Origin of the sequence: Streptomyces sp. 3MP-14 (assembly GCF_006334905.2) — a bacterium.
GTDB classification, from domain to species: Bacteria; Actinomycetota; Actinomycetes; order Streptomycetales; family Streptomycetaceae; genus Streptomyces; species Streptomyces triticirhizae.
On the sequence record NZ_VDLZ02000009.1, the window covers coordinates 60,365 to 85,988 of the forward strand.

The following is a 25,624-nucleotide window of genomic DNA, read 5'->3' on the forward strand; positions in this document are numbered from 1 at the left end:
CGAGGTGGGTCACTGCCGCTTGGCGCGCGCCGTGGCCCTGGCCCGCTCCCGCTGGTCCAGCACCACCTTGCGGATGCGGACCTCCGTCGGCGTCACCTCGACGCACTCGTCCTCCCGGCAGAACTCCAGGGACTGCTCCAGCGACAGCTGACGCGGCGGCACCAGGTTCTCCGTGGTGTCCGCTGCGGCGGCCCGCATATTGGTGAGCTTCTTCTCCTTGGTGATGTTGACGTCCATGTCGTCCGAACGGGAATTCTCCCCGACGATCATCCCCTCGTACACCTCTGTGCCAGGACCGACGAAGATCACGCCGCGTTCCTGGAGATTCAACATCGCGTAGGGGGTGGCCACTCCGGCCCGGTCGGCCACCAACGAGCCGCTCTTGCGGGTCCGCAGCTCGCCGGCCCACGGCTCGTGCCGCTCGAAGATGCTGTGCGCGATGCCGGTGCCCCGGGTCTCGGTGAGGAACTCCGTCCGGAACCCGATCAGCCCGCGCGACGGCACCAGGAACTCCATCCGCACCCAGCCGGAGCCGTGGTTGGTCATGGTCTCCATGCGGCCCTTGCGGGAGGCCATCAGCTGGGTGATCGCGCCCAGGTGCTCCTCCGGCGCGTCGATGGTCATCCGCTCGACGGGCTCGTGCACCTTGCCCTCGATCTCCCGGGTCACCACCTCCGGCTTGCCGACGGTGAGTTCGAAGCCCTCCCGCCGCATCGTCTCCACCAGGATGGCCAGCGCCAACTCGCCCCGCCCCTGCACCTCCCAGGCGTCCGGGCGCTCGGTCGGCAGCACCCGCAGCGAGACGTTGCCCACCAGCTCCCGGTCGAGCCGGTCCTTCACCAGCCGGGCGGTGACCTTGTGGCCCTTGCCGCCCCGGCCAACCAGCGGCGAGGTGTTGGTGCCGATGGTCATGGAGATCGCCGGCTCGTCCACGGTGATCAACGGCAGCGCCTCCGGGCGCTCCGGGTCGGCCAGCGTCTCGCCGATCATGATGTCGGGGATGCCGGCCACCGCGCAGATGTCGCCCGGGCCCGCGACCTCGGCCGGCTTGCGGGTCAGCGCCTCGGTCATCAGCAGCTCGGTGATCCGCACCTGCGCCGAACTGCCGTCCCGCTTCAGCCAGGCGACCGTCTGCCCCTTGCGCAGGGTGCCCTGCTTGACGCGGCAGAGCGCGATCCGGCCGAGGAAGTTGTCGGCGTCGAGGTTGGTGACATGCGCCTGGAGCGGCGCGTCCTCCTCGAAGACCGGGGCCGGCACGGTCTGGAGCAGCGTCGTGAAGAACGGCTCCAGGCTGTCGCTGTCGGCGGGCACGGTGCCGTCGGCCGGCTGGGTCAACGAGGCGACGCCGTCCCTGGCGCAGGCGTAGACGATCGGGAACTCGATCTGCTCCTCGTCGGCGTCCAGGTCGAGGAAGAGGTCATAGGTCTCGTTCAGCACCTCGGAGATGCGGGCGTCCGAACGGTCGGTCTTGTTGACGCAGAGCACCACCGGCAGCCGCGCCTGGAGCGCCTTGCGCAGCACGAACCGGGTCTGCGGCAGCGGCCCCTCTGAGGCGTCGACCAGCAGCACCACGCCGTCCACCATGGACAGCCCGCGCTCCACCTCGCCGCCGAAGTCGGCGTGGCCGGGGGTGTCGATGATGTTGATCACCACCGGGTCGCCACCGCCCTTGGGGTGGTAACGGACGGCGGTGTTCTTGGCGAGGATGGTGATGCCCTTCTCCCGCTCCAGGTCCCCGGTGTCCATCACCCGCTCGTCCACGTGCTGGTGGGCCGCGAAGGCCCCCGCCTGCCGGAGCATGGCGTCGACCAGGGTGGTCTTGCCATGGTCGACATGGGCGACGATGGCGACATTGCGGATGTCGTGGCGCGTAGGCATGGCTGGGCAGTTCTCCCGGGTTGGTGGCTGGGCCGGCGCGGCAGACATGCGCCCCACCCGGGTTGTTCCGCTGGGCCCCCAGACCCGCGCCAGGCAGACCGTGGCACCGGCCTCGCTGCCATGGTACGGGGTGGGGCGGGAACGCTGCGCGGGTGCGCTGCGCGGGTGCGCTGCGCGGCGGGGGGCGAGGGGTGGGGCGCGCCGCGCTGCGCGCGGCGACGCCGGGGCGGGTGGCGCCGGTGCGCGGTGTGCGCGGCGACGCGCGGCGGAGGCGGCGCGTTCTGCGCAGGGGCGGCGGCGCGCGGCGGCGACGGGGGCAGCGGCGCGCGTCGGCGCGACCTGAGATGGGGTGAACCGCTGCGCGGTAGCGCGTTGTTCTCCAGCGCGACCCGCACAAGGGCGGCGGCGCGTTCTGTGCGGGGAGCGGAACGCTGCGCGGCTCCTTCCGGCACCTCCTGAGCGGAGGCGCCGGGCGCGGCGGCACGCGTCACCGCGTTCTGCGCGGGGGCGCTGAGGACGGCGGCGTACGTCGGCGCGTTCCACGCGGGGGCGGAACGCGACTGCGGCGGAACGCTGCGCGGCAGCGCGTTGTTCTCCAGCGCGACCTGCACAAGGGCGGCGGCGCGCGTCAGCGCGACCTGCACTGGGAGCGGAACGCTGCGCGGCAGCGAAGGGCACGGGCGCGAGGGTGCCGATGCCAGCGGCCCAGAACGCTGCGGGACAGCGGTCGGGCGGCCGCGCGTGTGGGGCACCGCGACCTGCGTGGGGCGGCCGGTGCCCCGCCGCGTCGCGGCGGGGCACCGGTGTCGGCTGCGGTGGGGTCAGCGGCGGAAGCCGATGTCCTGGAAGCGGGGAGTGGCCAGGCCGAAGGCGCCGACGCCGGCCAGGTCGTCGTGCACGGCGACCAGTTGGGGCCGCTGGAACAGCGGCAACGAGCCCGCCGCCGCCCAGATCCGGGCGTCCGCGTCGTCCAACAGCTCGTGGTACTCGCCCTCGTCCAGCGCGCCGGCGGCGCGGTCCAGCAGCTGGTCGATGTGGTCCGTGCCGACCCTGGCGTAGTTCTGCTCGATCAGCAGCTGGCCGCCGGGGATGGAGACGGGCTTGGTGAACAGCGGCCTGGTGTCCACGGCGGGGTAGGAGGTGGCCGGCCAGGAGTAGAGGGCGAGGTCGAAGTTCCCCGAGGCGATGTGCCGTTCGAAGTACTCGTCGGCGGGGACCTCGCTGATCTCGGTCCCGATGCCCACGGCGGCCAGCATGGCCGCGATCCGCTGGCCCACCTCCCGCAACGGCTCGGCGTCGGCGCCGTCCGGCATCACGAACCGGAGACTGAGCGGTTCGCCGTCCTTCGCCCGGACGGGAGCGCGGGTTGCCTCCCGCAGGGCGTCCGCCTCCCGCGCGGCATCCTCGGCCAACTGCCGCACACGGGCCTCACCGTCCTCGGCCTCCTCGGCACCCGGCCGAGCGGCGGCGTTGGCGGCGGAACGGGAGGTGTCGGCGACGGCCGTCGCAGAGCCGGCCGCGCTCGCGGCGAACGCCGCGCTGACCGTGCCGTCCGGGGCGGATGCCGTCGCCGAACCGTCCCTACCGGTGCCGGTGCCGGTGCCGAGGGCGGTGGCCACCGCGCCGGCCGCCGCGCCGACGGGAGTCACCCGCGTCTCCTCGGCCGCCGGCCGCCAGGCGACGGGGCTGCCCTCCGTGCCGGCGGAGGCCGAACTCCCGCCGCCGCTGGCGCCGTTGGCGCCGTCGGACGGCTCGGCGTCGGCGCCGTCGCCACCTTCGGACGCACCCACCGCGCCCTCGTTCTCCCTGCCGGAGGCATCCCCGGTTTCGCCGGAGGCGTCTTCGCCGGAGGCGGCCAGCGTGTTGGCGGCCTGGGTCAGGAGGCCCGCGCGTTGTTGGGCGGTGGGGAGCCGGAGGCTCAGCGGGCGGTGGGTGGGCAGCCCGTCGCGGGTCGCCTTGTCGTCGGCCGGGGCGGCGGACGCGTCCCCGTCCGCCGTCAGGCGCCAACCCACCGTATCCAGCAGCTCCGTTGACCGAGGCGCGCCCGGCTCCCCGGCCGCCTCGCTGGTGTCCTCGTACTCGTGCTGCCCCACCACCCGCAGGTGGCTGCCCAGCGGAGCCGTCGGCAGCCCCGCCGGACCGTGCACCTCGCTGGCGAGTTTCTCGCGGTCCAGGGCCCGGGCGACGGCCCACCGCACCTGTTCGTCCTCCAGCAGCTCGGAGCTGCCGTTGAGGGTGAGCTGGGTGTAGCTCGGGTGGTAGGCACGGTGCACGGTGAAGTTGCGAAGCTGTTCTCTCAGGGCCTCCTCGCGGGTGGCGAAGGTGCGTTCCCGCGTCTCGTCCGCCCTGACCACCGCCGCCGCATAGCGCTTGTCGGCCGCCTCGCTCTCGGGGGTCCGGTGGAGCCGGGCAACGGCCATCTCGTGGAGCGCGTCCAGGGCCGGCGAGGGGCCCGAGGGTCCCGAGGGCGGGGTCAGCTCGCCCTCCCCCAGCCCCTCGCCCTTCCCGTCGTCGGCCGCCGCACCGCCGTCGCCCGTCTCACCATCGTCGGCCGCCTCGCCGTCCGCCCGCTCCGTGTGGGCCGCGTCGATGCGGGCGGCCTCGGACGGGGAGACCTCGGCGATGTCGACGGAGCCGTCCCGCAGCGCGGCCCCGCGTTCCCCGCGTTCGACGGCCGTGAGGACCAGCTCGTCGAGGAGCGCGGGGTCGCCCCACCAGCGCTCGTTTCGCGCCAGGACGACGGACTGTTCCTCCTGGTCGATCGACTGAACCTGGAACGGGCCGGCGAACAGCGGGAGTTCGATGCGGGAGCCCTCGTTGAAGACGTCGGGGTCGCCGGTCACCTCGGCCGGGTAGAGCGGGCTGAAGAGCGCCCGCCACTCCGCCGTCGGGCGGGTGAAGGTGACCTCCACCTGGTGTTTCTCCGGGCCCTTCGCGATCTCCTCGATCCGGTCGTAGCCCTGGGCGCTGGCCGACCAGTAGGACCTGTCCTCGCCGCGCAGGGCCTTCCACTGGGAGACGAAGTCCGCGACGTCCAGCGGCCTGCCGTCGCTCCAGGTGGCCTCGGGGTTCAGTGTGTAGACCACCCGCTGGCGCGGCTCGGTGGCGGTGACCTCGGCCGAGCGGAGGTAGTCCGGGTTGAGCTGGGGGCGGCCCCGGCCGTCGAGGGTGTGGAGCATGGGCAGGGTCGCGGCGGCGATCCGCTCGGTGACCTCGTCGGTCTCGAAGTGGTAGGCGTTGAGGGTGGCCGGCAGCGCGTCGACGGCCCAGGTGGCGCGGCCGCCCTCGCGCAGCCCGGCGCGTTCGGCGGTGGCCAGGGACTGGGCGGCGTCGTCGAAGACGGACCGGTCGCCGTCCCCGTCGCCGCCGCAGCCCGCGAGCAGCGGGGTCAGCAGCAGGCCGACGGTGAGCGCGGCCGTCCATCGGGCCCGCGTCGGCCGTCGGGCGGGGCGCCTTGTGGCCGCCGGTTGCTCGCTTCTCGCTGGGACGCCTGCCATCGCTCGTTACCTCCGGCCCACCGGGCGCAGTCCGCTTAACCGTTCATCACACGTATCCATCACTGAACGGGAACGCCGACCGCGCGCTCGGCCGACACGGCGCCCCGCCCGGCCAGGACCACCCGCCCGGCCCAGGCGGCCCGTCGAGCCGGCCGATGACGACCCCTTCCCAAGCGGCTGTGACACGGTTCACACTCGTCTTCGGCGATCCACCACCAACGGAGGTGGCACGTGAGCCTGCCCGACGAGGAACTGCGAGCCGCGCAACGCTGTGTCGACCAGCTGACCGTCCATATCGGCCGCCTGGAGCGGGAGTTCGGGCCGGGTCTTGAGACCCGGCGGCTGCGCGCCGACGCCGAGCACCTGCGGGAGGGGCTGGCCCTGTTGGCCGCCTCCGGCGGCGACCGGCCGCCCGCCGCGCCCAGCGCCGACGAGCCGATCACGATCCCCGAGGCGCCCTACGACCAGCGCCTCTGGAAGGACGCCGACGACGAGGGCCTCGGCGCCCGGCACGGCCCACACCGGTCCTGAGTCCGCGCGTCCCCGGCTCCGCGCCGGTAGCGCGGCCCGGGACGCGCGCCGGGCGCGCACCCCCGGCCGCGCCCCCTCCCAGCACCGTCCAGTCCAGCCCGTACGACCCCGACGAGCATCGGGAGCAATCCGTGGCAACCGAAACCGCACCGAACGCCGCCCCGCCGAGCCGGGCCGCCATCGGCGCCCGACATCTGCGCACCGACCGCTGGTGGCTGGCGCCCACGGTGACCGTGCTGGCGCTGCTGACGTTCATCGCCTACGCGAGCTGGCGCGCCTTCTCGCAGGCCGACTACTACGCGGCGCCCTATGTCTCGCCCTTCTACTCGCCCTGCCTGGCCGAGGCGTGCGAGCCGATGCGCGGCGGGCCCAACGTCGCGCTGGTCGGCGACTGGTGGCCGTTCTCCCCCGCGCTGGTGATCCTGGTCTTCCCGCTCGGCTTCCGGCTCACCTGCTACTACTACCGGAAGGCCTACTACCGTTCGTTCTGGGCCTCGCCGCCGGCCTGCGCGGTCGCCGAGCCGCACCGCTCCTACTCGGGCGAGCGCCGGTTCCCGTTGATCCTCAACAACGCGCACCGCTACTTCTTCTACGCCTCCGCGCTGATCGCGGGCGTGCTCACCTACGACACGGTGCTCGGCTTCCGGAACGAGGAGTACGCCTGGGGGCACATGGGCGTCGGCACCCTGCTGTTCCTCGTCAACATCGTTCTGGTGTGGGCCTACACGCTCTCCTGTCACTCGTGCCGGCACGTGATGGGCGGCAGGCTGCGGAGCTTCTCCCGGCATCCGGTGCGCTACCGGCTGTGGACCTGGATCAGCCGGCTGACCGGCCACCACATGGCGCTGGCCTGGGCGTCGTTGGCGAGTCTGGGGCTCTGTGACCTCTATGTCTATCTCCTGGCCACGGATGTCTTCTCCGACCCTCAACTCTTCTGAGGCGGCGCGGAATCGACCTCCGTGTGACCAGGCATGTCCACCGATGAGCAAGGAGTGACCGCAGTGAGCACCGTGGCACGGCAGGCGTGGGACGTGGTGGTGGTCGGCGCCGGGGGTGCCGGGCTGCGGGCCGCGATCGAGGCCAGGGAACAGGGGCTGCGCACCGCGGTGGTCTGCAAGTCCCTCTTCGGCAAGGCGCACACCGTGATGGCCGAGGGCGGGATCGCGGCCAGCATGGGCAACGTCAACGAGAGCGACGACTGGCGGACGCACTTCAGGGACACCCTGCGCGGCGGCAAGTTCCTCAACCACTGGCGGATGGCGGAGCTGCACGCCCGCGAAGCACCCGACCGCGTCTGGGAGTTGGAGACCTGGGGCGCGCTCTTCGACCGCACCCGCGACGGCCGGATCTCGCAGCGGAACTTCGGCGGCCACGAGTACCCCCGGCTCGCCCACGTCGGCGACCGCACCGGGCTTGAGCTGATCCGCACGCTCCAGCAGCGGATCGTCGCGCTCCAGCAGGAGGACTTCCGGACGAGCGGCGACCACGAGGCGCGGCTGAAGGTCTTCCAGGAGTGCACGGTGACCCAGGTGCTCACCGAGGGCGGCGCCCCGGGCGGGCGGGTGGCCGGGGTGTTCGGCTACGAGCGGGAGTCGGGGGCGTTCTTCGTGCTGGACGCGCCGGCCGTGGTGCTGGCGACGGGCGGGATCGGCAAGTCGTTCAAGGTGACCTCCAACTCCTGGGAGTACACCGGGGACGGGCACGCGCTGGCGCTGCTGGCCGGGGCGCCGCTGGTGAACATGGAGTTCGTGCAGTTCCACCCGACGGGCATGGTCTGGCCGCCGTCGGTCAAGGGCATCCTGGTCACCGAGTCGGTGCGGGGCGACGGCGGCGTGCTGCGCGACAAGGCGGGCCGGCGGTTCATGTTCGACTACATCCCGGACGTGTTCCGCGCGCAGTACGCCAGGGACGAGGCCGAGGCGGACCGCTGGTACGAGGACCCGGAGCACAACCGCCGCCCGCCCGAACTGCTGCCGCGCGACGAGGTGGCCCGGGCGATCAACGCCGAGGTGAAGGCGGGGCGCGGCAGCCCGCACGGCGGGGTCTTCCTGGACGTGGCCAGCCGGCTGCCGGCGGCCGAGATCATCCGCCGACTGCCGTCCATGCACCACCAGTTCAAGCAGCTGGCCGACGTGGACATCACCCGGGAGCCGATGGAGGTCGGGCCGACCTGCCACTACGTGATGGGCGGCGTGGACGTGGACCCGGACACCACGGCGGCGACCGGCGTGCCGGGGCTCTTCGCCGCAGGCGAGGTGGCCGGCGGGATGCACGGCTCCAACCGGCTCGGCGGCAACTCGCTCTCCGACCTGCTGGTCTTCGGCCGCCGCGCAGGGCTGCACGCCGCGCTGCACGCCGGCGGGCTGGCGCCGGCGCGCCGCCCGCACGCGGACGACGCGCAGCTGGCGGCGGCGCGGGCCGAGGCGTTGGCACCGTTCGACGCGGCGGAGCCGGCCGAGGACGGCGGCCCGCCGGAGAACCCGTACACGATCCACACCGAACTCCAGCAGACGATGAACGACCTGGTCGGCATCATCCGGCGGGACGCCGAGATGGCCGAGGCGCTCCGGCGGCTGGCCGCGCTGCGGGCCCGCGCCGAACGGGTCGCCGTCGAGGGGCACCGGCAGTACAACCCGGGCTGGCACCTGGCGCTGGACCTGCGGAACATGCTGCTGGTCAGCGAGTGCGTCGCGCGGGCGGCCCGGGAGCGCACCGAGTCGCGCGGCGGGCACACCAGGGACGACCACCCGGCGATGGACCCGGCCTGGCGCCGGGTGAACCTGCTGTGCGAGCTGCCCGACCCGGCGGCCGGCGTCCGGCTGGGCCGCCGCGACCTGCCGCCCATCAGGGCCGATCTGCTCGACCTCTTCGAGCGCGACGAGCTGGCCAAGTACCTGACCGACGAGGAGCTGACGGAGCGGTGAGCGAACGAGCGAGCGACGAGACGGAAACGGAAGCCCAGGCCGCGCCCCGGCGGGCCAGGCTGCGGATCTGGCGTGGGGACGGGGCCACCGGCGGGCTGGCCGACTTCACGGTGGACGCCCACGAGGGCGAGGTGGTGCTCGACCTGATCCACCGGGTGCAGGCGACCCAGGCGCCCGACCTGGCGGTGCGCTGGAACTGCAAGGCGGGCAAGTGCGGCTCCTGCTCGGCCGAGGTGAACGGGCGGCCCCGGCTGCTGTGCATGACGCGGATGTCGCTCTTCGCGCCCGACGAGGTGCTGACGGTGACGCCGATGCGCACGTTCCCGGTGATCAGGGACCTGGTGACGGACGTGAGCTTCAACTACGCGAAGGCGCGGGAGATCCCGGCCTTCGTGCCGCCGCCCGACCTGGCGCCGGGCGAGTACCGGATGAGCCAGGAGGACGTGGCCCGTTCGCAGGAGTTCCGCAAGTGCATCGAGTGCTTCCTGTGCCAGGACGTCTGCCATGTGGTGCGCGATCACGAGGAGAACAAGGAGGCGTTCGCCGGGCCGCGCTTCCTGATGCGGGCGGCCGAGCTGGACATGCACCCGCTGGACGCGGCGGGCGAGCGGGGCCTCGACCGTGCGCGCGGCGCACAGGAGGAGCACGGTCTCGGCTTCTGCAACATCACCAAGTGCTGCACCGAGGTGTGCCCCGAGTCGATCAGGATCACGGACAACGCCCTGATCCCGCTCAAGGAGCGGGCGGCGGACCGCAAGTACGACCCGCTGGTCTGGCTCGGCTCCCGGATTCGCCGCCGGCGGCGCGGCGACTGACCAGCCGGCCGGGCGGGCCGGCCGGGCGCGCCCGGGCCCGTCGCGGGAGCACCCGAACCCGCTCACCGAAACGGCGCACGGGGGGAGCACGACGCGTGCGCCGGCGCATACCACCAACGCTGTGGCCTGAACCGTGTGCGCTGGGTAAGGCGCTGGCGTAAGGTCTGGCATATGCGGAGGTGGGGTGAGTGATGAACGGCAGCAATCTGCACCCGTGGCAGGTGATCCGTCAGGAGAAGAACGGCAGCCGCTACCGAATAGGTCGGTGCGCCACCAGGTCCGAGGCGCAACGGCTGGTCGAAAGGCTACGCGCCGGCGGCGCCGCCTCCTCGCCGCCCACCCACCTCGACGTCGACTACCTCGTCGAGCGGGTGGAGGCCGGAGGGCGCGGGCGCCGCTGACCCCGGGCACAATCGGGTATAAGGGACATTCAGCCCTGCTTCGCCGGACCCGACCGGTGAAGGCACCCGACGGGGGACGTGGAGCGTGCGCACAGAACCTTCCCACCCTGGCGGCCTGTCCGGCGAGCACCCGGGCGGCGGCGACCAGCGTTCGTTGCTGGACGTCCTCCGCCTCGGGTTCCTGATGCTGGACGACGCGGACCGGGTGGTGCTGTGGAGCCCGACGCTCACCGAGATCCTGGGGCGCCCCCAGGAGCGGACCGTCGGCACCCGGCTGGCCGAACTCGTGGCCACCGTGGGCGCCGGCGCCCCGCCCCTCACCTACCGTTCGGTGCTGGCCGACGGCGGCTGGCGCGGGGTGCTGCGGATGCGGCACGAGGACGGCACGCCGGTCCCGATGGAGTGCCGGGCGCGCCCGCTGCGGGACGCCGACGGAAACCCCCTCATTCTGGCCATTCTCGTCGAGGTCGGCGGAATGCTCCAGGTCGAGCAGAACCTGGCCGCCCTCGACGGGCTCTTCACCGCCTCGCCGCTCGGCATCGCCATCTTCGACACCGCGCTGCGCTATGTCCGGGTCAACGACGCGCTGCGCGACCTGCACGCCGTGGGCGACCGCGAGCTGGCCGGACAGACCGTGCTCGACGTGCTGCCCTCGCCCGCCGCCCAGGAGATCTACCGGCTCCAGCAGGAGGTCCTCGACACCGGCCGGCCGGTGATCGACCTGGTCACCTCGTCGCCGGACGGCGAGGGCGCCCAGTCCCTCTCGCTCGGCCGGCTGCTCGGCCGGGAAGGCCGCCCGCTCGGCGTCAGCTGCACCGTGATGGACATCAGCGAGCGACGCGAGGCGCTGGCCAAGATCGAACGCGCCCGCCAGCGGCTGGCCCTCCTCAACGACGTCGGCAACTCCCTGGGCGACCTGCTGGACATCCGCCGGATCTCGGAGACCCTCGCCCAGCAACTCGTGCCGCGCTTCGGCGACTTCTCCAGCGTCCAGCTGCTCGCGGGCCTCGCCTCCGGTGGCGACCCGGCCCCCGCCGAGACCCTCGGCGAGGCCGAGCTGGTCCAGCTGGGCGTCGCCGCCAAGCGGCACACCGAGGACGTCGACCGGCTGCTGCGCGTCGGCTCCTCCGACGCCTTCCCGCCCACCCCCGTCCTCGCCTCCGTCCTCGCCCGAGGCACCCCCCATCTCGCCGAGGAACAGAGCACGTTGATCGAGGGGCTGCCCGACGACTCGGCCATGGTCGAGTCCGTCGTCGGCCTGGACATCCGCTCCATGCTCACCCTCCCGCTGCGCGCCAGGGGAACGACGCTCGGCCTGCTGCTGATCAGCCGCGCCGGGCGCAGGACCCCGTTCGACCGGGAGGACCTGGCCCTCGCCACCGAGGTCGCGGCCCGCGCCGCCATCTCGCTCGACAACGCCCGCCTCTACGCCCGCGAGCGCGAGGGCGCGCTGATGCTGCAACGCAGCCTGCTCCCCCAGTGGCTCCCCGAACTGCCAGGCGTCACCGTCAGCCACCGCTATGTGCCCAGCGCCAGCGGCGCGGAGATCGGCGGCGACTGGTTCGACGTGATCCCGCTCGCCGGCGGCCGGATGGCGTTCGTGATCGGCGACGTCACCGGCCACGGACTGCGGGCCGCCGCCACCATGGGCCAGCTGCGCACGGCCGTCCGCACCCTGGCCACCCTCGACCTGGCGCCCTCGGAGCTGCTGCGCCGGATCAACGACCTCGGCGAGGACATCGCCCAACACCCCGACGACCCGATGATGGCCACCTGCGCCTACGCCGTCTACGACCCGGCGACCCGGATCTGCACCGTCGCCAAGGCGGGCCACCTGCCGCCGGTGCTGGTCACCAGGGAGGAGGGGAGCGACGGCTGGCGGGCGAGGCCGCTGGACCTGCCGTCGGGGATGCCGCTCGGGGTGAGCGGCACGTCCTTCGAGGAACGCCGCGTCGAACTCCCGGAGGACACCCTGCTGGTGCTCTACACCGACGGCCTCATCGAGACCAGGGACGAGGACCTGAGCGTCGGCCTCGATCGGCTGTGCACCCTGCTGGAGCGGATCGGCGGCTCCGACGTGCCGCTCGGCCTGGTCTGCGACCACCTGATCGGGGCGCTGCGCCCCAACGTCAAGGACCACGACTCCGACGACGTGGCCCTCCTGATCGCCCGGCTCGGCGGGCTGCCGGCCGACCGGCTCGCCTCCTGGACGTTCCCCGCCGAGCGCCGGGTGGTCCGCGAGGCCCGCGCCCTGGTCGTCGCCACGCTGCGCGGCTGGGGCCTCGAAGGACTCGCCGAGCAGGCCGAGTTGCTGGTCAGCGAGCTGGTCACCAACGCGATCCGGCACGCGCGCGGCCCCGTCGAGCTGCGGGTGGTGCGCGGCTCGACACTGCTGGTCGAGGTCACCGACCCGGTGCTCGACCCGCCGCGCGAGCGAACGGCCACCCCCGAGGACGAGGGTGGCCGTGGCCTGTCGATGGTCTCCCGGGAGGCCCGCCGCTGGGGCACCAGACGCGGGCCGGCCGGCAAGACCGTCTGGTTCGAACTGACCACCGGCCCCTGAACGTTCACCGCCGAGCCCGCGCCGCCGCGCTCAGGCGGCCAGCACCGCGTCGACGGCGGAGGAGCGCCGCACCACCCGCCGCGCCGTGCCGACGCAGGCGGCCAACGTCACCAGCAGCGCCGCCCCCGCCACCGCGCCGTGGATCGCCCAGACCACGCCGTCGTCGGGGAGCCAGGTGTCCGCCCTGGCCTGCCCGAAGGGCAGCAGCAGAAGCACCGAGGCCAGCAGCCCGGAGACGATCCCGGTGCCGGCGACCAGCAGCCCCTCGACGCCCACGGCGGCGAACACCTGCCGGGGGGTGGCCCCCGCCAGCCGCTGCTGGCCGAACTCGCGGCGGCGGAAGGCCGTCGCCGAGACCAGGGTGTTGACCAGCATGATGCAGCAGAAGGCCGCGATGATGCCGACCACCACATAGTTCATGGTCTCCATGGTCTGGCTGTCCTCCAGGATCGCCGCGCCCTCGGCACGGAGTTGGAGGTTCTCCACCCGCTGCAACGAGAGGGTGCCGGCCGACGCGCCCGTGAAGATCGTCACCGGCGCCACGGCGCGCGCCAACTCCCCGGTGCGCTGCCGCACGTTGCGCACCGCCAGCTCGCCGCTCACCCCGCACAGCAGCCGCAGCGGCCCGCCGAGCACCGCCGCGAGGCCCCGCAGCAGCACCGGCGACAGCAGCGCCAGCAGGACCGAGGCGGCCACCACGCCGGGCCCAGCCCCCGTGATCACGTCCACGCCCTCGCCGTCGAGCACGGTCAGGGTGACCGTGACCGAGGCGGCGGTCGCCACCAGCGCCAGCAGCGTCATCAGCCACCGGCCCCGGCCCATCAGCGGGCCGCCCCCGCCGGCGCCCGAGGCGTCCGCCAGGGCCTCGGCCGCGTGCGTCGCGGTCGCCCGGCGCGCGGTGATCAACGCCCCGACCAGCGCCGCGAGGAGCGCGTTGGCCATCCCCATGGACACCGCAACGGGCCCGAAGGCGTGCGACATGCCCGCCTCGATCTGGCCGGACTCCTCCAACGCGGCGAACAGCAGCCGCCCCAGCGCCATCGCCACCGGGATCGCCGCGACGGCCGCCACCAGCGCCAGCGCCAGGGTCTCCCCCACCACCAGCCGCCGCAGCTGGCCCGGCGTGGCGCCCACGCTCTTCAACAGAGCCATCTCGCGCGCCCGTTGGCGCACCGTCAGCGACATGGTGGAGACCACGGCGAACGTCACCAGCGCCAGCCCCCAGCCGCCGACCACGAACGCCATCACCTCCAGCGTCTCCACGCTGCTCTCCGGCGCGCCCGGCTGGGCCGCCGTGTCCAACAGCGAGCCGAACGCCATCACCATGGCGGCGCCGAAGAAGACCGCGAGGAAGCCCGCCAGGAAACCGCCCGGCCGCCTGGCCAGGGAACGCGTCGTCAGCTGGAACATCTCAGACCCCCGCCCCGCTCGCCGCCAGCGCGTCCGCTTCCTCGGCCGCGTCCCAGGCGCCGAGCCTGGTCATCCGCTCCGCCACCGCTTCGGCCGTCGGCTCCCGCAGGGTGCCGGCCAGCCGGCCGTCGGCGAGGAAGACCACCTGGTCCGCGTAGGAGGCGGCCACCGGGTCGTGGGTGACCATCACCACGGTCCGCCCGTACGCGCGCACCGCCTGGGCCAGCAGCCCCAGCACCTCGCGGGCGCTGCGGGTGTCCAGCGCGCCGGTCGGCTCGTCGGCGAAGATCACCTCCGGCTCGGTCACCAACGCCCGCGCGATGGCGACCCGTTGCTGCTGCCCGCCGGAGAGCTGCGCCGGCAGGTGCCGCAGCCGCTCGCCCAGGCCGAGCCGGGTGAGCACGTTGACGGCCCGGGCCCGGTTGACCTTCCGGCCGGCCAGCTTCAGCGGTAGCACCACGTTCTGGAGCACCGTCAGCGTGGGCAGCAGGTTGAACTGCTGGAAGACGAAGCCGATCCGCTGCCGGCGCAGCCGGGTCAGCTCGGCCTCGGAGCTGCCGGCCAGCTCGGCCCCGGCGACCGCGACCAGCCCACTGGTCGGCCGGTCCAGGCCGGCCGCGCACTGCAACAGCGTGCTCTTGCCCGAGCCCGAGGGCCCCATCACGGCGGTGAAGCTGCCCGACGGCAGCGAGAGCGACACCCCGTCCAGGGCCCTGACCGCCGTCTCGTCGGCCCCGCCCCGCCCGTAGACCCTGGTGACGGAGACCAGCCGCAACGCTTCCGGCGCCCCGGCCACCGCCTCCTGCGACACTCGGTACATGGCTTCCAGCCCTTCTCCGTTGGGTGACGGCGGACCTTTTCGCCGTCACCCACGACGCTAGGCAGCGCCGGGGCGGGAAACGATGGGCGCAGGCACCGGACCGGGGTGGCCCTGACGACGGGCGGGGGTGTCGCTGGCACCACCCCGGGGGCGCCGACCCCGCGGCGCTACCGGACCGGCAGGTGGTAGGCGACGCGAAACCGGTCCGCGGGCACCACCACGTCGGCCGTCTCCACCGGCAGGCAGCCCGCCCGGTAGGTGCGGCGGACCACCAGCACCGGATGGCCGGGCAGGCCGCCCAACACCCGGGCCTCGGCCGCCAACGCCGGTCTGGCCTCCACCTCCTCGGCGACGTTGTCCACGACCACGTCGATCGCCGCCATCCGCTCCACCACCCCGCGCCCGGCCAACGGCCCCTGCTCGGGCAGCATCACGGGGGTGCGGCCGGTGATCCGCAGCGGCTCCCAGGAGGTGGAGCACATCGCCGCCTCGGTCCCGATCCGGAAGACGTAGCGGGTGCACATCACGGGGTCGCCGGCCTCGATCCCCAGCCGCTCGGCGATGCCGGGCGCGGCCTCCCCCCGCTCGCTCTGCGCCTCCCAGGTGCCACGCACCCGTTCGTCGGCCTGCTCCTGCCGGAACGGGGAGCAGTCGTTCAACGTGCGATAGCCGCTGCGGGTGATGGTGCGCGGCACGGGCCGCTCCCGCACATAGGTGCCGGAGCCGGAACGTCCCTCGACCAGGCCCTCAGCCATCAGCACCTTGCGTGCCTCCAGGGCCACCGTGTCCGAGACCCCGTACGCGGCGCGGATGCTGGCCTGCGAGGGGAGCCGGGTGTGCGGCGGCAGGGTGCCGTCCGCGATCTGCTGTCGAAGGTCGTCCGCGACTCGGAGATACGCGGGCTGTTCACCGAATGCCACGAGCCCCTCCCACAGGTGCTTCCGATTTATGCTGACAAACAGCAACAGCTTGACAACAGAAAGTTGTCATCCGCAAGGGACGGCCAAGGTTTCACTCGAAGTGATGACCGGGGCCGCACAGCGCCCCTCGCGTCACCCCCGGCGCGCGCCCCCGCGTTCCTCCGCCCCCCGCCGGGGTGCCCCGCCCCAACTGACAGAATGTGCCGACGAGTAGACGGCCGAACCCCCGACCAACGGGGCCGGGAACGGCCGAACGGGGAGATCCGGAAGGGGACGCGGGAGATGAGCGCGTCAGGCGGAACGAAGGCGATCGTCGCGGCGCTGTGCGCCAACTTCGCCATCGCGGTCAGCAAGTTCACCGCTGCCGGGTTCAGCGGTTCGTCGTCGATGCTGGCCGAGGGCGTGCACTCCCTCGCCGACGCGGGCAACCAGGCCCTGCTGCTGGTCGGCGGCCAGCGCGCCAAGCGGGCGGCGGACGAGGAACACCCCTTCGGCTACGGCCGGGAGCGCTACATCTACGCGTTCATCGTCGCCATCGTGCTGTTCTCGGTGGGCGGCCTCTTCGCCGTCTACGAGGGCGTGGAGAAGATCCGGCACCCGCACGAGATCGAGCACTGGTACTGGCCGGTGGGCGTGCTGATCTTCGCGATCATCGCCGAGATCATCTCGTTCCGGACCGCGATCAAGGAGTCCAACGAGGTGCGCGGCGACCAGTCCTGGACGCAGTTCGTGCGCACCGCCAAGGCCCCCGAACTGCCGGTCGTGCTGCTGGAGGACCTCGGCGCCCTGGTCGGCCTGGTGCTGGCGCTGGGCGGCGTCGGCCTGGCCCTGGCCACCGGCGACGGCGTCTGGGACGGCGTGGGCACCCTGTGCATCGGCGTGCTGCTGGTGGTCATCGCGATCGTGCTCGCCATCGAGACCAAGTCCCTGCTGCTCGGCGAGGGCGCCGGCCGCGCCTCGCTGAGCCGCATCAGGGAGGCGGCGGTGGACGGCGAGAACGTCACCCGCGTCATCCACATGAAGACGCTGCACCTCGGCCCGGACGAGCTGCTGGTCGCCGCGAAGATCGCCGTCAACCACGAGGACGACGCGGCCTCCATCGCACGCGCGATCGACGAGGCGGAGACCCGCATCCGCGCGGCCGAGCCCCTGGCCCGGGTCATCTACCTGGAGCCGGACATCTACCGCGACGACGACGGCCGACCGACCGAGGCACCGACCGGCGGCTGAGCGCCCAACTCCCCCGCGCCAGGGAGGACGAAGACGGGTCGGCTCGGCGATGCCGCTGGCCGCGTGGCGAGGATCGAGAAGACCACGCATCAACGCCCGCCCCGGATACAGGCCGCACAGCACCCCAGACGCTGTAATAATTTCTGTACTAGACTTGCGGCCATGAAGTCACCCCGCCCCGGCGGCACGGAGAACATCTCCGTCTCGATGCCCTCGGAACTCCTTGGTGCTCTGCGCACACGTACCGGCAAGCGCGGCGTGTCCGCGTATGTGACGGCAGCGGTCCGGCACCAGCTCGCGATGGACGGCCTCGCCGAGATCGTGGCCGCCTACGAAGCCGAGCACGAGCCGCTGAGCGAGGCCGAAGTCCAGGCCGCACAGAGCGAACTGTTCGGTGACGCACCGGCGCCCTACGCGTCGAACGACAGCGCCGCATGAAGGAGCCCGCGGCCAGGTCCCTGCTACTCGACTCCCAGGCGCTGTCGCTGCTGCTGCGCGACGATCGCCAGATGATCACCCGGATCGAGGCCGCTCGACGCGTGGGGGTCCCCGTCCTCGTGTCGGCCCTGACGGTGGTGGAGGCCGTCTACGGGAAGACGGACGCCGCTCGGCTGCACTGGGTGCTCTCTCGGCTTCAGGTTCAGGACGTCACTCAGGCTGACAGCCTCACCGCGGTGCGACTGCTGAGCGACGCCGGCGGCCTACACGGCCACAAGTACGCCATCGACGCCCTCGTCGCCGCGACGGCGCTCCGCTCCCCGGCACCCGTCCTCGTACTGACCTCGGACCGCGACGACTGGTCGAAACTGTGCGGCGACCGCGTACAGATCAAGGACGTCTGACCCCTCGGCCTCGCTCAGGCTGAATCCACCTGCTGATCGACTGCTGCTTCGCAGAAGGCATCCGCGAGGGGGGCGACCATCCCAGCACGGGAAAGAACAAGGGGCCCGACCTCAAGAAGTCGAACCCCTTCCGACCCGCACGTTTGCCGGACCAGCGACGTGGTGGCACGTCACCCGCTACACGTTGAAGCGGAACTCCACCACGTCCCCGTCGCGCATCACGTAGTCCTTGCCCTCCATCCGCGCCTTGCCGCGCGCGCGGGCCTCCTGGACGGAGCCGGCGTCGACCAGGTCGTCGAAGGAGATGACCTCGGCCTTGATGAAGCCCTTCTGGAAGTCGGTGTGGATCACCCCGGCCGCCTCGGGGGCGGTGGCGCCGCGCTTGATGGTCCAGGCCCGGGCCTCCTTGGGGCCGGCCGTGAGATAGGTCTGGAGCCCCAGCGTCGCGAAGCCCGCGCGGGCCAGCGTGGCCAGGCCCGGCTCCTCCTGGCCCACGGTCTGGAGCAGTTCCAGCGCCTCCTCCTCGTCCAGCTCGGCCAGGTCGGACTCCAGCTTGGCGTTGAGGAAGATCGCCTCCGCCGGCGCCACCAGCGCGCGCTGCTCCGCCTGGAACGCCTCGTCGGTCAACTCGTCCTCGTCCACGTTGAAGACGAAGAGGAACGGCTTGACGGTCAGCAGGTGCAGCTCGCGCAGCGGCTCGGCGCGCTCGCTGCCCTGGGCGATGCCGGCGGAGAAGAGGGTGCGGCCCTCCTCCAGGATGGCCTTGGCCTCCTCGACCGCGCGGACGGTCGGCTGCTTGTCCTTCTTGACCCTGGCCTCCTTCTGGAGCCTGGGCAGGACCTTCTCGATGGTCTGGAGGTCGGCGAGGATCAGCTCGGTGTCGATGGTCTCGATGTCGCTCTTGGGCGAGACCCGGCCGTCCACGTGGACCACGTTCTCGTCCCTGAAGGCGCGGATGACCTGGCAGATGGCGTCCGACTCGCGGATGTTGTGCAGGAACTTGTTGCCGAGCCCCTCGCCCTCGCTGGCGCCGCGCACGATGCCGGCGATGTCGACGAAGTCCACCGTCGCCGGCAGCACCCGCTGGGAGGAGAACAGCTCGGCCAGCTTGTCCAGCCGGGGGTCGGGGACGCCGACGACGCCGATGTTGGGCTCGATGGTCGCGAACGGGTAGTTGGCCGCGAGCACGTCGTTCTTGGTCAGGGCGTTGAACAGCGTGGACTTGCCGACGTTGGGCAGGCCGACGATTCCGATCGTGAGCGACACGTGAGACTTCCCGGAACGAGTGGAGGGGATGGACGAACGAGTGAAGGGTGAACGCGACTCACCAGTCTAAGGGCGCGCCGGAGACCGGCCGCCGGGCGCGGTCATATCGACCGTTAAGCGTGTCCCTCCCGGCAGCGCCAGGGCAGCGGCTTACGTTGGAGCGGTGGAACACAGCACGCACACAACTCGGCACCCTCGGCAACATCCGGCCGTGGTGCGCCGGCGGGTACCCAGGCCCGCCGGCGCGACGCCGGCCTCGGCCAGGCCCAGGGCGGGCGGGGCGCGCCGCGCCCCGTTCCTGGACGCGCTTGCCCGACTGCCCCGGCCCCGGCTGACCGGCCTCGGCTGCGGGGTGCTGGCGAGCGCCTCGATGGTGGTCGCCGCCTGGTTCTGCGAGGTGATCGGCGGGGCACCCACGCTCTACGGGGTGCTGTTCGTGCTGACCGCGCTGGTCGCGGCCGGCTGGGTGCGCCCCGCCGAGCTGGTCTGCGGCCCGATCGCGGCGCCCATCGCGTTCGCGCTGGGGCTGCTCACCACGAGCGGGCCGATGAACACCGTCACCGAGTTGGCGCTCCGCGCCCCCTGGCTCTTCGCCGGCACAGCGGTGGCCGTGTGGATCGCCGTGGTCCGCAAGGGACTTCAGGTGCTCCGCCGCCGGCTGCGCCGGAGCCGCTGAGCGCCGGTATCGGGCGCGCCGGCCTCAGGCCTCCAGCTTGGCGGCGGCCTCGGCACGCAGGTCCCGGCGCAGCTCCTTGGGCAGCGAGAACTGGATGTGCTCGCTGACCGGCTGCACGATCTCCACGTCCGTGAACCCGCGCTCGGCCAGCCACTCCAGGGCGCCGTCCACCAGCACCTCCGGCACCGAGGCGCCAGAGGAGAGCCCCACGGTGCGCACGCCGGCCAGCCAGGACTCGTCGATCTCCGAGGCGTTGTCCACCAGGTAGGAGGCGCCCGCCCCGGCGCCGAGGGCGACCTCGACCATGCGGGCCGAGTTGGAGGAGTTCTTCGAGCCCACCACCAGCACCAGGTCCGACTCGGCGGCGACCTGCTTGATCGCGGTCTGGCGGTTCTGGGTGGCGTAGCAGATGTCGTCGCTCGGCGGGCTGAGCAGGTTGGGGAAGCGCTCCTTGAGCGCCCCTACGGTCTCCATCGTCTCGTCGACCGACAGCGTGGTCTGGGAGAGCCAGACGACCTTCTCCGGGTCCCTGACCTCGACGTTCGCCACGTCGTCCGGGCCGTCGACCAGGGTGATGTGCTCGGGGGCCTCGCCGCTGGTGCCGATGACCTCCTCGTGGCCGTCGTGGCCGATCAGCAGGATGTCGTAGTCCTGGCTGGCGAAGCGCACCGCCTCCTTGTGCACCTTGGTGACCAGCGGGCAGGTGGCGTCGATGGTGGCGAGCCGGCCGCGTTCGGCCTCCCGGTGCACCTCGGGGGCTACGCCGTGGGCGGAGAAGATCACGATCTCGCCCTCGGGGACCTCGGCGGTCTCCTCGACGAAGATGGCGCCCTTCTTCTCCAGCGTGCGGACGACGTACTTGTTGTGCACGATCTCGTGGCGGACATAGATCGGCGGGCCGTACTGCTCCAGCGCCTGCTCCACGGCTATGACGGCGCGGTCCACGCCGGCGCAGTAGCCCCGGGGGGCGGCCAGCAGGACGCGACGGCGCTCGGTGTCTTCAGCCATGGGCCCATCGTAGAGGGCCGGGCGGGCGCGGCGGGGGTGCCGGGAGGCGGGGGAACGGGACTGTCAGTGGCCGGGGTTAGCGTGACCCCATGGCAGCGACGCAGACTTCGGCGGACGCCCCGATCCCGGTCGGGGAGGTGTCCCGGCTGATCGGGGGCTGGATCGACCGGCTGGGGGCGGTGTGGGTGGAGGGGCAGATCACCCAGCTCTCCCGCCGGCCGGGCTTCGGGGTGGTCTTCCTCACCCTGCGCGACCCGGCGCGGGACGTCTCCCTGAAGGTCACCTGCTTCCGGGCGGTCTTCGACCGGGTGGCCGACGTGATAGTCGAGGGCGCCCGCGTGGTGGTGCTGGGCAAGCCCGAGTGGTACGCCCCGCGCGGGGAGTTGTCGCTGCGGGCCTCGGAGATCCGCGCGGTGGGCGTCGGGGAGCTGCTGCTGCGCCTGGAGCGGCTGAAGCGCGCGCTCACCGAGGAGGGCCTCTTCGCCGCCGCGCGGAAGCGGCCGCTGCCGTTCCTGCCGGGCCGGATCGGGCTGGTCACGGGCCGGGCCTCGGCCGCCGAGCGGGACGTCCTGGAGAACGCCAGGCACCGCTGGCCGGCCGTCCGGTTCACGGTGCGGAACGTGGCGGTCCAGGGCGTGCAGGCGGTGGCCCAGGTGGTGGACGCCGTGCGGGAGTTGGACGCCGACGAGGCGGTCGAGGTGATCATCGTGGCGCGGGGCGGCGGCAGCGTGGAGGACCTGCTGCCGTTCTCCGACGAGCGGCTGGTGCGGGCGGTGGCCGACTGCCGCACCCCGGTGGTGTCGGCGATCGGGCACGAGCCGGACGCGCCGCTGCTCGACCTGGTGGCGGACGTGCGGGCCTCCACGCCGACGGACGCGGCCAAGCGCGTCGTGCCGGACGTGGGCGAGGAGGCGTCGCGGATCAGGGAGTTGCGGGACCGGGCGCGGCGGACGGTCGAGGCGCGGGTCGCCCGGGAGGAGAGCGGGCTGGCCGGCGTCAGGTCGCGGCCGGTGCTGGCGGAGCCGCACCGGATGGTGACGGAGCGCGCGGCAGAGCTGGCGGCGCTGGTCGAGCGCTCCCGGCGCACGCTGGGGCATCGGCTGGACGCGGCGCGCGCCGATCTGGAGCACACCAGGGCGCGGGTGGTGGCGCTCTCGCCGGCCGCGACGCTGCGCCGGGGCTATGCGGTGCTCCAGCGCGCGGACGGGGCCGCCGTGCGGGCGCCGGAAGAGGTGGCGCCGGGCGAGGAGCTGCGGGCGCGGGTCGCGGGGGGCGCGTTCGAGGTCACGGTGCGGGAGGGGTCGGCCGGTTCGACGGCCGCCGGGACGGGCATAGGGTGACGGCCATGACGGAACCGGACGCGACGGGCACGACGCTCGGCTACGAGCAGGCGCGGGACGAGTTGGTCGATGTGGTCCGGCGGCTGGAGGCCGGCGGGGTGACGTTGGAGGAGTCCCTGGCGCTGTGGGAGCGCGGGGAGGAGCTGGCGCGGATCTGCGGGCACTGGCTGGAGGGCGCGCGGGCCCGGCTGGACGCGGCCCTGGAGCGGGAGGCCGAGGAGGATGACGCGGCCGACGACGACGCCTCTCCGGGCTCGGACGGCTGAGGCGGGGCGCGGGCCGCGCGCCGAACGCCCTCGCGCGCGGCCGCCCCAGGAGCGCCCGGGCGCCTCAGGGCGAGCGTCCGCCTCAGGGCGAGCGGCGGTGGAGCGCGGCCGCGCCCGCCGCCAGCCAGGCCGCCGCGTGGCCGGCCAACACCCCGAGCCCCGGCCAGGGTTGGATCGGCAGCCGGTCCAGGTCCGTGGTGGCCTGCACGGCCAGCCCCGCCGTCATCGGGGCGAGCCGGGCCAGCCGTTCGCGCCAGAGCGGGTCGGCCACCAGGTCGACGAGGACGGGCGCGAGGAGCAGCAGCGCCAGCACCGCGCCGATCGCGGCGGCCGGCTCCCGGAACACGGCGGCCGCGCCCAGCCCCAAGGCGGCGACCAGCACGAGATAGAGGACGCTGCCGACGGCGGCGCGCAGCGTCGCCCCGTCCGCGAGGGAGAGCGCCGGATGGCCGGCCGCCTCGGTGAACCCGCCGCGCGGCAGCAGGAGTCGGGCCACCAGCACCGAGGCCAGCACGCCCACGGCGCCCGCCGCCGTCACCACCCCGGCCACCACGACCCCCTTGGCCAGCAGCACCCGGTGGCGGCGCGGGGTCGCGACGAAGGTCAGCCGCAGGGTGCCGCCGGTGTGCTCGGCGCCCAGCGCCAGCACGCCGAGCAGGGCGGCCGCGAACTGCCCGAGGCGCACCCCGGCCAGGCCCTGCCGGACGAGGTCCTCGCCGCACCCCTCGGGTCCGGCGCACTCCCCCGCCTCCAGCGGCAGCACCAGCGCGGCGCCCAGTGCCGGCGGGACCAACGCCAGCGCCAGCAGCAGCCAGGGCGTGGCGGGCAGCGTGCGGAGCTTGGTCCACTCGCCGCGCAACAGGCCGAGCGCCGGCGCCTTCACGCGTTCCTCCGCCGCAGCCGCCACGCGGCCAGCGCCCAGGCCAGCGCCGCGTAGCCGCAGAGCACCGCGAAGCCGCCCCATGGCGAGATCGCCGTGTCGTAACGGGTCACGGTCTGCTGGATCGCCAACCCGGCGGCCGGCGTGAGGCGTTCGAGCCAGAGCGCCGCCGAGAGCGGCAGCCCGGGGGCGACGATCTCGGGCACCAGGATCAGCAGCAGCACCACGGCGACCGCGACGGCCCCGTGCCGCAGCAGCGTGGCCACCGCGAGGCTCAGGACGGCGACCACCGCCAGCAGCGCCGCCGTTCCCAGCACCGCCCGCAGCACCGGGCCGTCGGTCAGCGGCGCGGGATCGGCCAGCAGCACGGAACCCAGCGCGGCGAGCGCGCCAGCGACGAGCACCGCGCCGCCGAGCACCAGGCTCTTCGCCAGCAGGACGCGGGTCCGCCGGGGGCTGGCGGCGAAGGTGGTGCGGACCATCCCGGTGCGGAGTTCGGAGGTGAGCGTGACCACGGCCAGCCCCACGACGACGGTGAGGCCGACCAACGCCGGGGACAGGGCCCGTTGCACGGTGTCGTCGCCGTAGCGCAGCGGGCCGATGTCGCCCTGGCCGGTGAGGGTGACCGTGCCGGCGGGCGCGCCGGCGGCCGGTGGCGCCACGTCGACCTCGGCGAAGGTCGCCTCGCCGACGGTCGCGGACTCCGAGATGCCCTCGCCGCCGAAGCTCCGTTCGACCTCCACCAGGCCGGGCGAGGCGACGAAGACGCCGATCGCGATCTCCTCGGGCAGGCCGGGCAGTTCGGCCGAGCCGACCCTGCGCCAGTCCGCCCCGTCGGGCGACGCGTAGCCGGTGACCGTGCCGCCCTCCCGGGTCAGCCGCAGCCAGCGGGGCGTGGACCCGGCGCCGCCGGCGGTCTCGGTGGCGTCGGCATAGTCGGTGTGGAAGCGCACGCCGTGCTCCGGGGTGAGCAGCACCGCCGCGTAGTCCGCGCCGTGCCGGGTGTGTTCCCTGACCATCAGCCCGGCCTTGGCCCAGGGGTGGCTGTCGGCCTGCGCGGTGACCCGCGCGGTGATCGATCCGTCGCCGGCGAGCGTGCCGTGGTCGAAGGCGCCGGCGTCCTCGACCAGCGCGCCGTACCGCTGGGGCGGCGCCGCGCCGGCGCCCTGCTCGCGCCCCCGCACCTGTTCGCTGCTCCCGGCCTGGCTGACCAGGGCGGTGGCCAGGGTCAGCAGGACGACGGCGAGCAGCGCGGCGCCCCAGCGCGGGACCGACCTGAGCTTGGTCCACTCGGCGCGCAGCAGCCGCCGGAAGCCGCCGCCGGCGGCGTCCCGGTATGCGGAGCGGTAGGGCACTGGCTCGTTCCCGGGGCGGGGTGCGGGCTCGTTCACGGGGCCACCTCGCCGGGGAACGGGAGGTCTGCCGGCTCGAACTCCACCGCCTCGCGGCTGATCTCCATATACGCCTCCTCCAACGAGGGCCGGTGCGGGCCGAGTTCGCGGTGCGGCACGGAGCGTTCGGCCAGCGCCCGCGCCACCCGCTCGGCGGGCAGCCCGGCGACGGTGAGGGAGTCGTCCCCGGTCACGGCGACGGTGGCGCCCAGCGCGGTCAGCGCGGCCAGGGCCTCCTCGCGCCGTTCGGTGCGCAGCTCCACCCGCCCACGGGCCACGCTCTCGATCAGCTCGGCCACGGTGGTGTCGGCGATGGCGCGGCCCCGGCTGAGGACCACGAGGTGGTCGGCGACGCCCTCCAGTTCGCGCATCAGATGGCTGGAGACGAGGACCGCGCGCCCCTCGGCGGCCAGGGAGTTCAGCAGCCCGCGCATCCAGCGGATGCCCTGCGGGTCGAGCCCGTTGACCGGCTCGTCGAAGATCAGCACGGGCGGGTCGCCGAGCAGCGCCACGGCTATGCCCAGGCGCTGCCGCATCCCCAGCGAATAGCCGCCGGTTGGCCGCCGGGCGACGTCGGTGAGGCCGACGGCCGTCAGTACCTCGGCGATCCGGCGCTCGGGCAGCCCCGCCGTGTGCGCCAGCCACCTGAGGTGGTCGGTCGCGGAACGGCCGGGGTGACAGGCGGCGGGGTCGAGCAGGGCGCCGATCTCGCAGAGCGGCACGGGGAGTTGGGCGTAGGGGCGGCCGCTGACCAACGCCTGGCCCGCGTCCGGCCGGTCGAGCCCCATGATCACCCGCATCGTGGTCGACTTGCCGGCGCCGTTGGGCCCGACGAAGCCGGTGACCCGGCCGGGCCGGACGGTGAAGGACAGGTCGTCCACTGCCGCCAAGGGGCCATAACGCTTGCGCAGGCCGCGCACCTCGATCGTCGCTTCCGTCATGGCTGGGAGCCTAGGAAGGCGAGGG

22 protein-coding genes are annotated in these 25,624 nt (G+C 73.5%); 12 read left to right on the forward strand and 10 right to left on the reverse strand.

The window, feature by feature from the left end; genetic code table 11:
• Nucleotides 1-9 precede the first annotated feature (9 nt).
• Nucleotides 10-1,878 (reverse strand): translational GTPase TypA, encoded by a 1,869-nt coding sequence (gene typA / locus FH609_RS16270; protein ID WP_139668198.1) that lies wholly within the window; start codon nt 1,876-1,878, stop codon nt 10-12.
• An 821-nt stretch (nt 1,879-2,699) separates the two neighbouring features.
• Nucleotides 2,700-5,375 (reverse strand): ABC transporter substrate-binding protein, encoded by a 2,676-nt coding sequence (locus FH609_RS16275; protein WP_139668199.1) that lies wholly within the window; start codon nt 5,373-5,375, stop codon nt 2,700-2,702.
• A gap of 231 nt (nt 5,376-5,606) precedes the next feature.
• Here FH609_RS16275 and FH609_RS16280 point away from each other — a divergent pair, with 231 nt between their 5' ends.
• From FH609_RS16280 to FH609_RS16305, 6 genes are all read left to right on the forward strand, one after another.
• On the forward strand, nt 5,607-5,906 hold the full coding sequence (locus FH609_RS16280) for a hypothetical protein (protein WP_139668200.1): 300 nt from the start codon (nt 5,607-5,609) through the stop codon (nt 5,904-5,906).
• Nucleotides 5,907-6,037: 131 nt separating this feature from the next.
• On the forward strand, nt 6,038-6,844 hold the full coding sequence (locus tag FH609_RS16285) for a hypothetical protein (RefSeq protein ID WP_139668201.1): 807 nt from the start codon (nt 6,038-6,040) through the stop codon (nt 6,842-6,844).
• Nucleotides 6,845-6,907: 63 nt separating this feature from the next.
• Nucleotides 6,908-8,830 carry a fumarate reductase/succinate dehydrogenase flavoprotein subunit gene (locus FH609_RS16290; RefSeq protein ID WP_139668202.1) on the forward strand — a complete coding sequence of 641 codons (1,923 nt, stop codon included), beginning with the start codon at nt 6,908-6,910 and terminating at the stop codon, nt 8,828-8,830.
• The gene (locus FH609_RS16295; RefSeq protein ID WP_139668203.1) at nt 8,827-9,645 is read left to right on the forward strand and encodes a succinate dehydrogenase/fumarate reductase iron-sulfur subunit; all 819 of its coding nucleotides are present in this window, start codon (nt 8,827-8,829) and stop codon (nt 9,643-9,645) included. The genes FH609_RS16290 and FH609_RS16295 overlap by 4 nt, the downstream gene beginning before the upstream one ends.
• Nucleotides 9,646-9,836: 191 nt before the next feature.
• Nucleotides 9,837-10,046, forward strand: a complete 210-nt coding sequence (locus FH609_RS16300; RefSeq protein WP_139668204.1) for an SPOR domain-containing protein — start codon at nt 9,837-9,839, stop codon at nt 10,044-10,046.
• An 85-nt stretch (nt 10,047-10,131) separates the two neighbouring features.
• Entirely contained in the window at nt 10,132-12,609 is a 2,478-nt protein-coding gene (locus tag FH609_RS16305) for a SpoIIE family protein phosphatase (protein WP_226961716.1), read from the forward strand.
• 30 nt (nt 12,610-12,639) lie between these two features.
• On the opposite strand, the gene FH609_RS16310 is transcribed toward FH609_RS16305, so the two are convergent.
• The 3 genes from FH609_RS16310 to FH609_RS16320 all read right to left on the reverse strand — a co-directional run bounded on the left by FH609_RS16310 (nt 12,640) and on the right by FH609_RS16320 (nt 15,759).
• Nucleotides 12,640-14,019, reverse strand: a complete 1,380-nt coding sequence (locus tag FH609_RS16310) for an FtsX-like permease family protein (RefSeq protein WP_139668205.1) — start codon at nt 14,017-14,019, stop codon at nt 12,640-12,642.
• A gap of 1 nt (nt 14,020) precedes the next feature.
• The gene (locus FH609_RS16315) at nt 14,021-14,839 is read right to left on the reverse strand and encodes an ABC transporter ATP-binding protein (protein ID WP_139668206.1); all 819 of its coding nucleotides are present in this window, start codon (nt 14,837-14,839) and stop codon (nt 14,021-14,023) included.
• A gap of 167 nt (nt 14,840-15,006) precedes the next feature.
• The gene (locus tag FH609_RS16320; RefSeq protein ID WP_139668207.1) at nt 15,007-15,759 is read right to left on the reverse strand and encodes a GntR family transcriptional regulator; all 753 of its coding nucleotides are present in this window, start codon (nt 15,757-15,759) and stop codon (nt 15,007-15,009) included.
• A gap of 282 nt (nt 15,760-16,041) precedes the next feature.
• On the opposite strand from FH609_RS16320, the gene FH609_RS16325 reads away from it, so the two are divergent.
• The 3 genes from FH609_RS16325 to FH609_RS16335 all read left to right on the forward strand — a co-directional run bounded on the left by FH609_RS16325 (nt 16,042) and on the right by FH609_RS16335 (nt 17,831).
• Nucleotides 16,042-16,989, forward strand: coding sequence for a cation diffusion facilitator family transporter (locus FH609_RS16325; protein WP_139668208.1), 948 nt, complete (start codon nt 16,042-16,044; stop codon nt 16,987-16,989).
• Between the two features lie 162 nt (nt 16,990-17,151).
• On the forward strand, nt 17,152-17,427 hold the full coding sequence (locus FH609_RS16330) for a hypothetical protein (RefSeq protein WP_014048106.1): 276 nt from the start codon (nt 17,152-17,154) through the stop codon (nt 17,425-17,427).
• Nucleotides 17,424-17,831 carry a PIN domain-containing protein gene (locus FH609_RS16335; protein ID WP_139668209.1) on the forward strand — a complete coding sequence of 136 codons (408 nt, stop codon included), beginning with the start codon at nt 17,424-17,426 and terminating at the stop codon, nt 17,829-17,831. Before FH609_RS16330 ends, FH609_RS16335 begins: the two co-directional genes overlap by 4 nt.
• 177 nt (nt 17,832-18,008) lie before the next feature.
• On the opposite strand, the gene ychF is transcribed toward FH609_RS16335, so the two are convergent.
• Nucleotides 18,009-19,097: a redox-regulated ATPase YchF gene (gene ychF, locus FH609_RS16340; RefSeq protein WP_139668210.1), complete on the reverse strand. Its 1,089-nt coding sequence runs from the start codon at nt 19,095-19,097 to the stop codon at nt 18,009-18,011.
• Between the two features lie 211 nt (nt 19,098-19,308).
• Between ychF and FH609_RS16345 the strand changes: the two genes are divergently transcribed.
• Nucleotides 19,309-19,773: a DUF6542 domain-containing protein gene (locus tag FH609_RS16345; RefSeq protein WP_139668211.1), complete on the forward strand. Its 465-nt coding sequence runs from the start codon at nt 19,309-19,311 to the stop codon at nt 19,771-19,773.
• Between the two features lie 24 nt (nt 19,774-19,797).
• Here FH609_RS16345 and FH609_RS16350 read toward each other — a convergent pair whose 3' ends face one another.
• Complete coding sequence (locus FH609_RS16350; protein ID WP_139668212.1) at nt 19,798-20,781, reverse strand: 4-hydroxy-3-methylbut-2-enyl diphosphate reductase; 984 nt, start codon at nt 20,779-20,781, stop codon at nt 19,798-19,800.
• Between the two features lie 89 nt (nt 20,782-20,870).
• On the opposite strand from FH609_RS16350, the gene xseA reads away from it, so the two are divergent.
• Together xseA and FH609_RS16360 are read left to right on the forward strand one after the other, a co-directional pair.
• The gene (xseA, locus tag FH609_RS16355; protein WP_139668213.1) at nt 20,871-22,121 is read left to right on the forward strand and encodes an exodeoxyribonuclease VII large subunit; all 1,251 of its coding nucleotides are present in this window, start codon (nt 20,871-20,873) and stop codon (nt 22,119-22,121) included.
• A 5-nt stretch (nt 22,122-22,126) separates the two neighbouring features.
• The gene (locus tag FH609_RS16360; RefSeq protein WP_139668214.1) at nt 22,127-22,387 is read left to right on the forward strand and encodes an exodeoxyribonuclease VII small subunit; all 261 of its coding nucleotides are present in this window, start codon (nt 22,127-22,129) and stop codon (nt 22,385-22,387) included.
• Nucleotides 22,388-22,469: 82 nt separating this feature from the next.
• On the opposite strand, the gene FH609_RS16365 is transcribed toward FH609_RS16360, so the two are convergent.
• The 3 genes from FH609_RS16365 to FH609_RS16375 are packed head-to-tail and all read right to left on the reverse strand — an operon-like array spanning nt 22,470 to nt 25,599.
• The gene (locus tag FH609_RS16365; protein WP_226961717.1) at nt 22,470-23,270 is read right to left on the reverse strand and encodes an ABC transporter permease subunit; all 801 of its coding nucleotides are present in this window, start codon (nt 23,268-23,270) and stop codon (nt 22,470-22,472) included.
• A complete protein-coding gene (locus tag FH609_RS16370) occupies nt 23,267-24,658 on the reverse strand; it encodes a DUF1349 domain-containing protein (RefSeq protein ID WP_139668216.1) in 1,392 nt (463 codons plus the stop codon). Before FH609_RS16370 ends, FH609_RS16365 begins: the two co-directional genes overlap by 4 nt.
• Nucleotides 24,655-25,599, reverse strand: a complete 945-nt coding sequence (locus FH609_RS16375) for an ABC transporter ATP-binding protein (RefSeq protein WP_139668217.1) — start codon at nt 25,597-25,599, stop codon at nt 24,655-24,657. The genes FH609_RS16370 and FH609_RS16375 overlap by 4 nt, the downstream gene beginning before the upstream one ends.
• Nucleotides 25,600-25,624 lie beyond the last annotated feature (25 nt).

Coding starts and splice junctions, on each gene's coding strand:
- FH609_RS16315 (WP_139668206.1), bottom strand. CDS start 14,839: ATGTACCGAGTGTCGCAGGAGGCGGTGGCCGGGGCGCCGGAAGCGTTG.
- FH609_RS16310 (WP_139668205.1), bottom strand. CDS start 14,019: ATGTTCCAGCTGACGACGCGTTCCCTGGCCAGGCGGCCGGGCGGTTTC.
- FH609_RS16335 (WP_139668209.1), top strand. CDS start 17,424: ATGAAGGAGCCCGCGGCCAGGTCCCTGCTACTCGACTCCCAGGCGCTG.
- FH609_RS16300 (WP_139668204.1), top strand. CDS start 9,837: ATGAACGGCAGCAATCTGCACCCGTGGCAGGTGATCCGTCAGGAGAAG.
- FH609_RS16350 (WP_139668212.1), bottom strand. CDS start 20,781: ATGGCTGAAGACACCGAGCGCCGTCGCGTCCTGCTGGCCGCCCCCCGG.
- xseA (WP_139668213.1), top strand. CDS start 20,871: ATGGCAGCGACGCAGACTTCGGCGGACGCCCCGATCCCGGTCGGGGAG.
- FH609_RS16360 (WP_139668214.1), top strand. CDS start 22,127: ATGACGGAACCGGACGCGACGGGCACGACGCTCGGCTACGAGCAGGCG.
- FH609_RS16325 (WP_139668208.1), top strand. CDS start 16,042: ATGAGCGCGTCAGGCGGAACGAAGGCGATCGTCGCGGCGCTGTGCGCC.
- FH609_RS16330 (WP_014048106.1), top strand. CDS start 17,152: ATGAAGTCACCCCGCCCCGGCGGCACGGAGAACATCTCCGTCTCGATG.
- typA (WP_139668198.1), bottom strand. CDS start 1,878: ATGCCTACGCGCCACGACATCCGCAATGTCGCCATCGTCGCCCATGTC.
- FH609_RS16275 (WP_139668199.1), bottom strand. CDS start 5,375: ATGGCAGGCGTCCCAGCGAGAAGCGAGCAACCGGCGGCCACAAGGCGC.
- FH609_RS16375 (WP_139668217.1), bottom strand. CDS start 25,599: ATGACGGAAGCGACGATCGAGGTGCGCGGCCTGCGCAAGCGTTATGGC.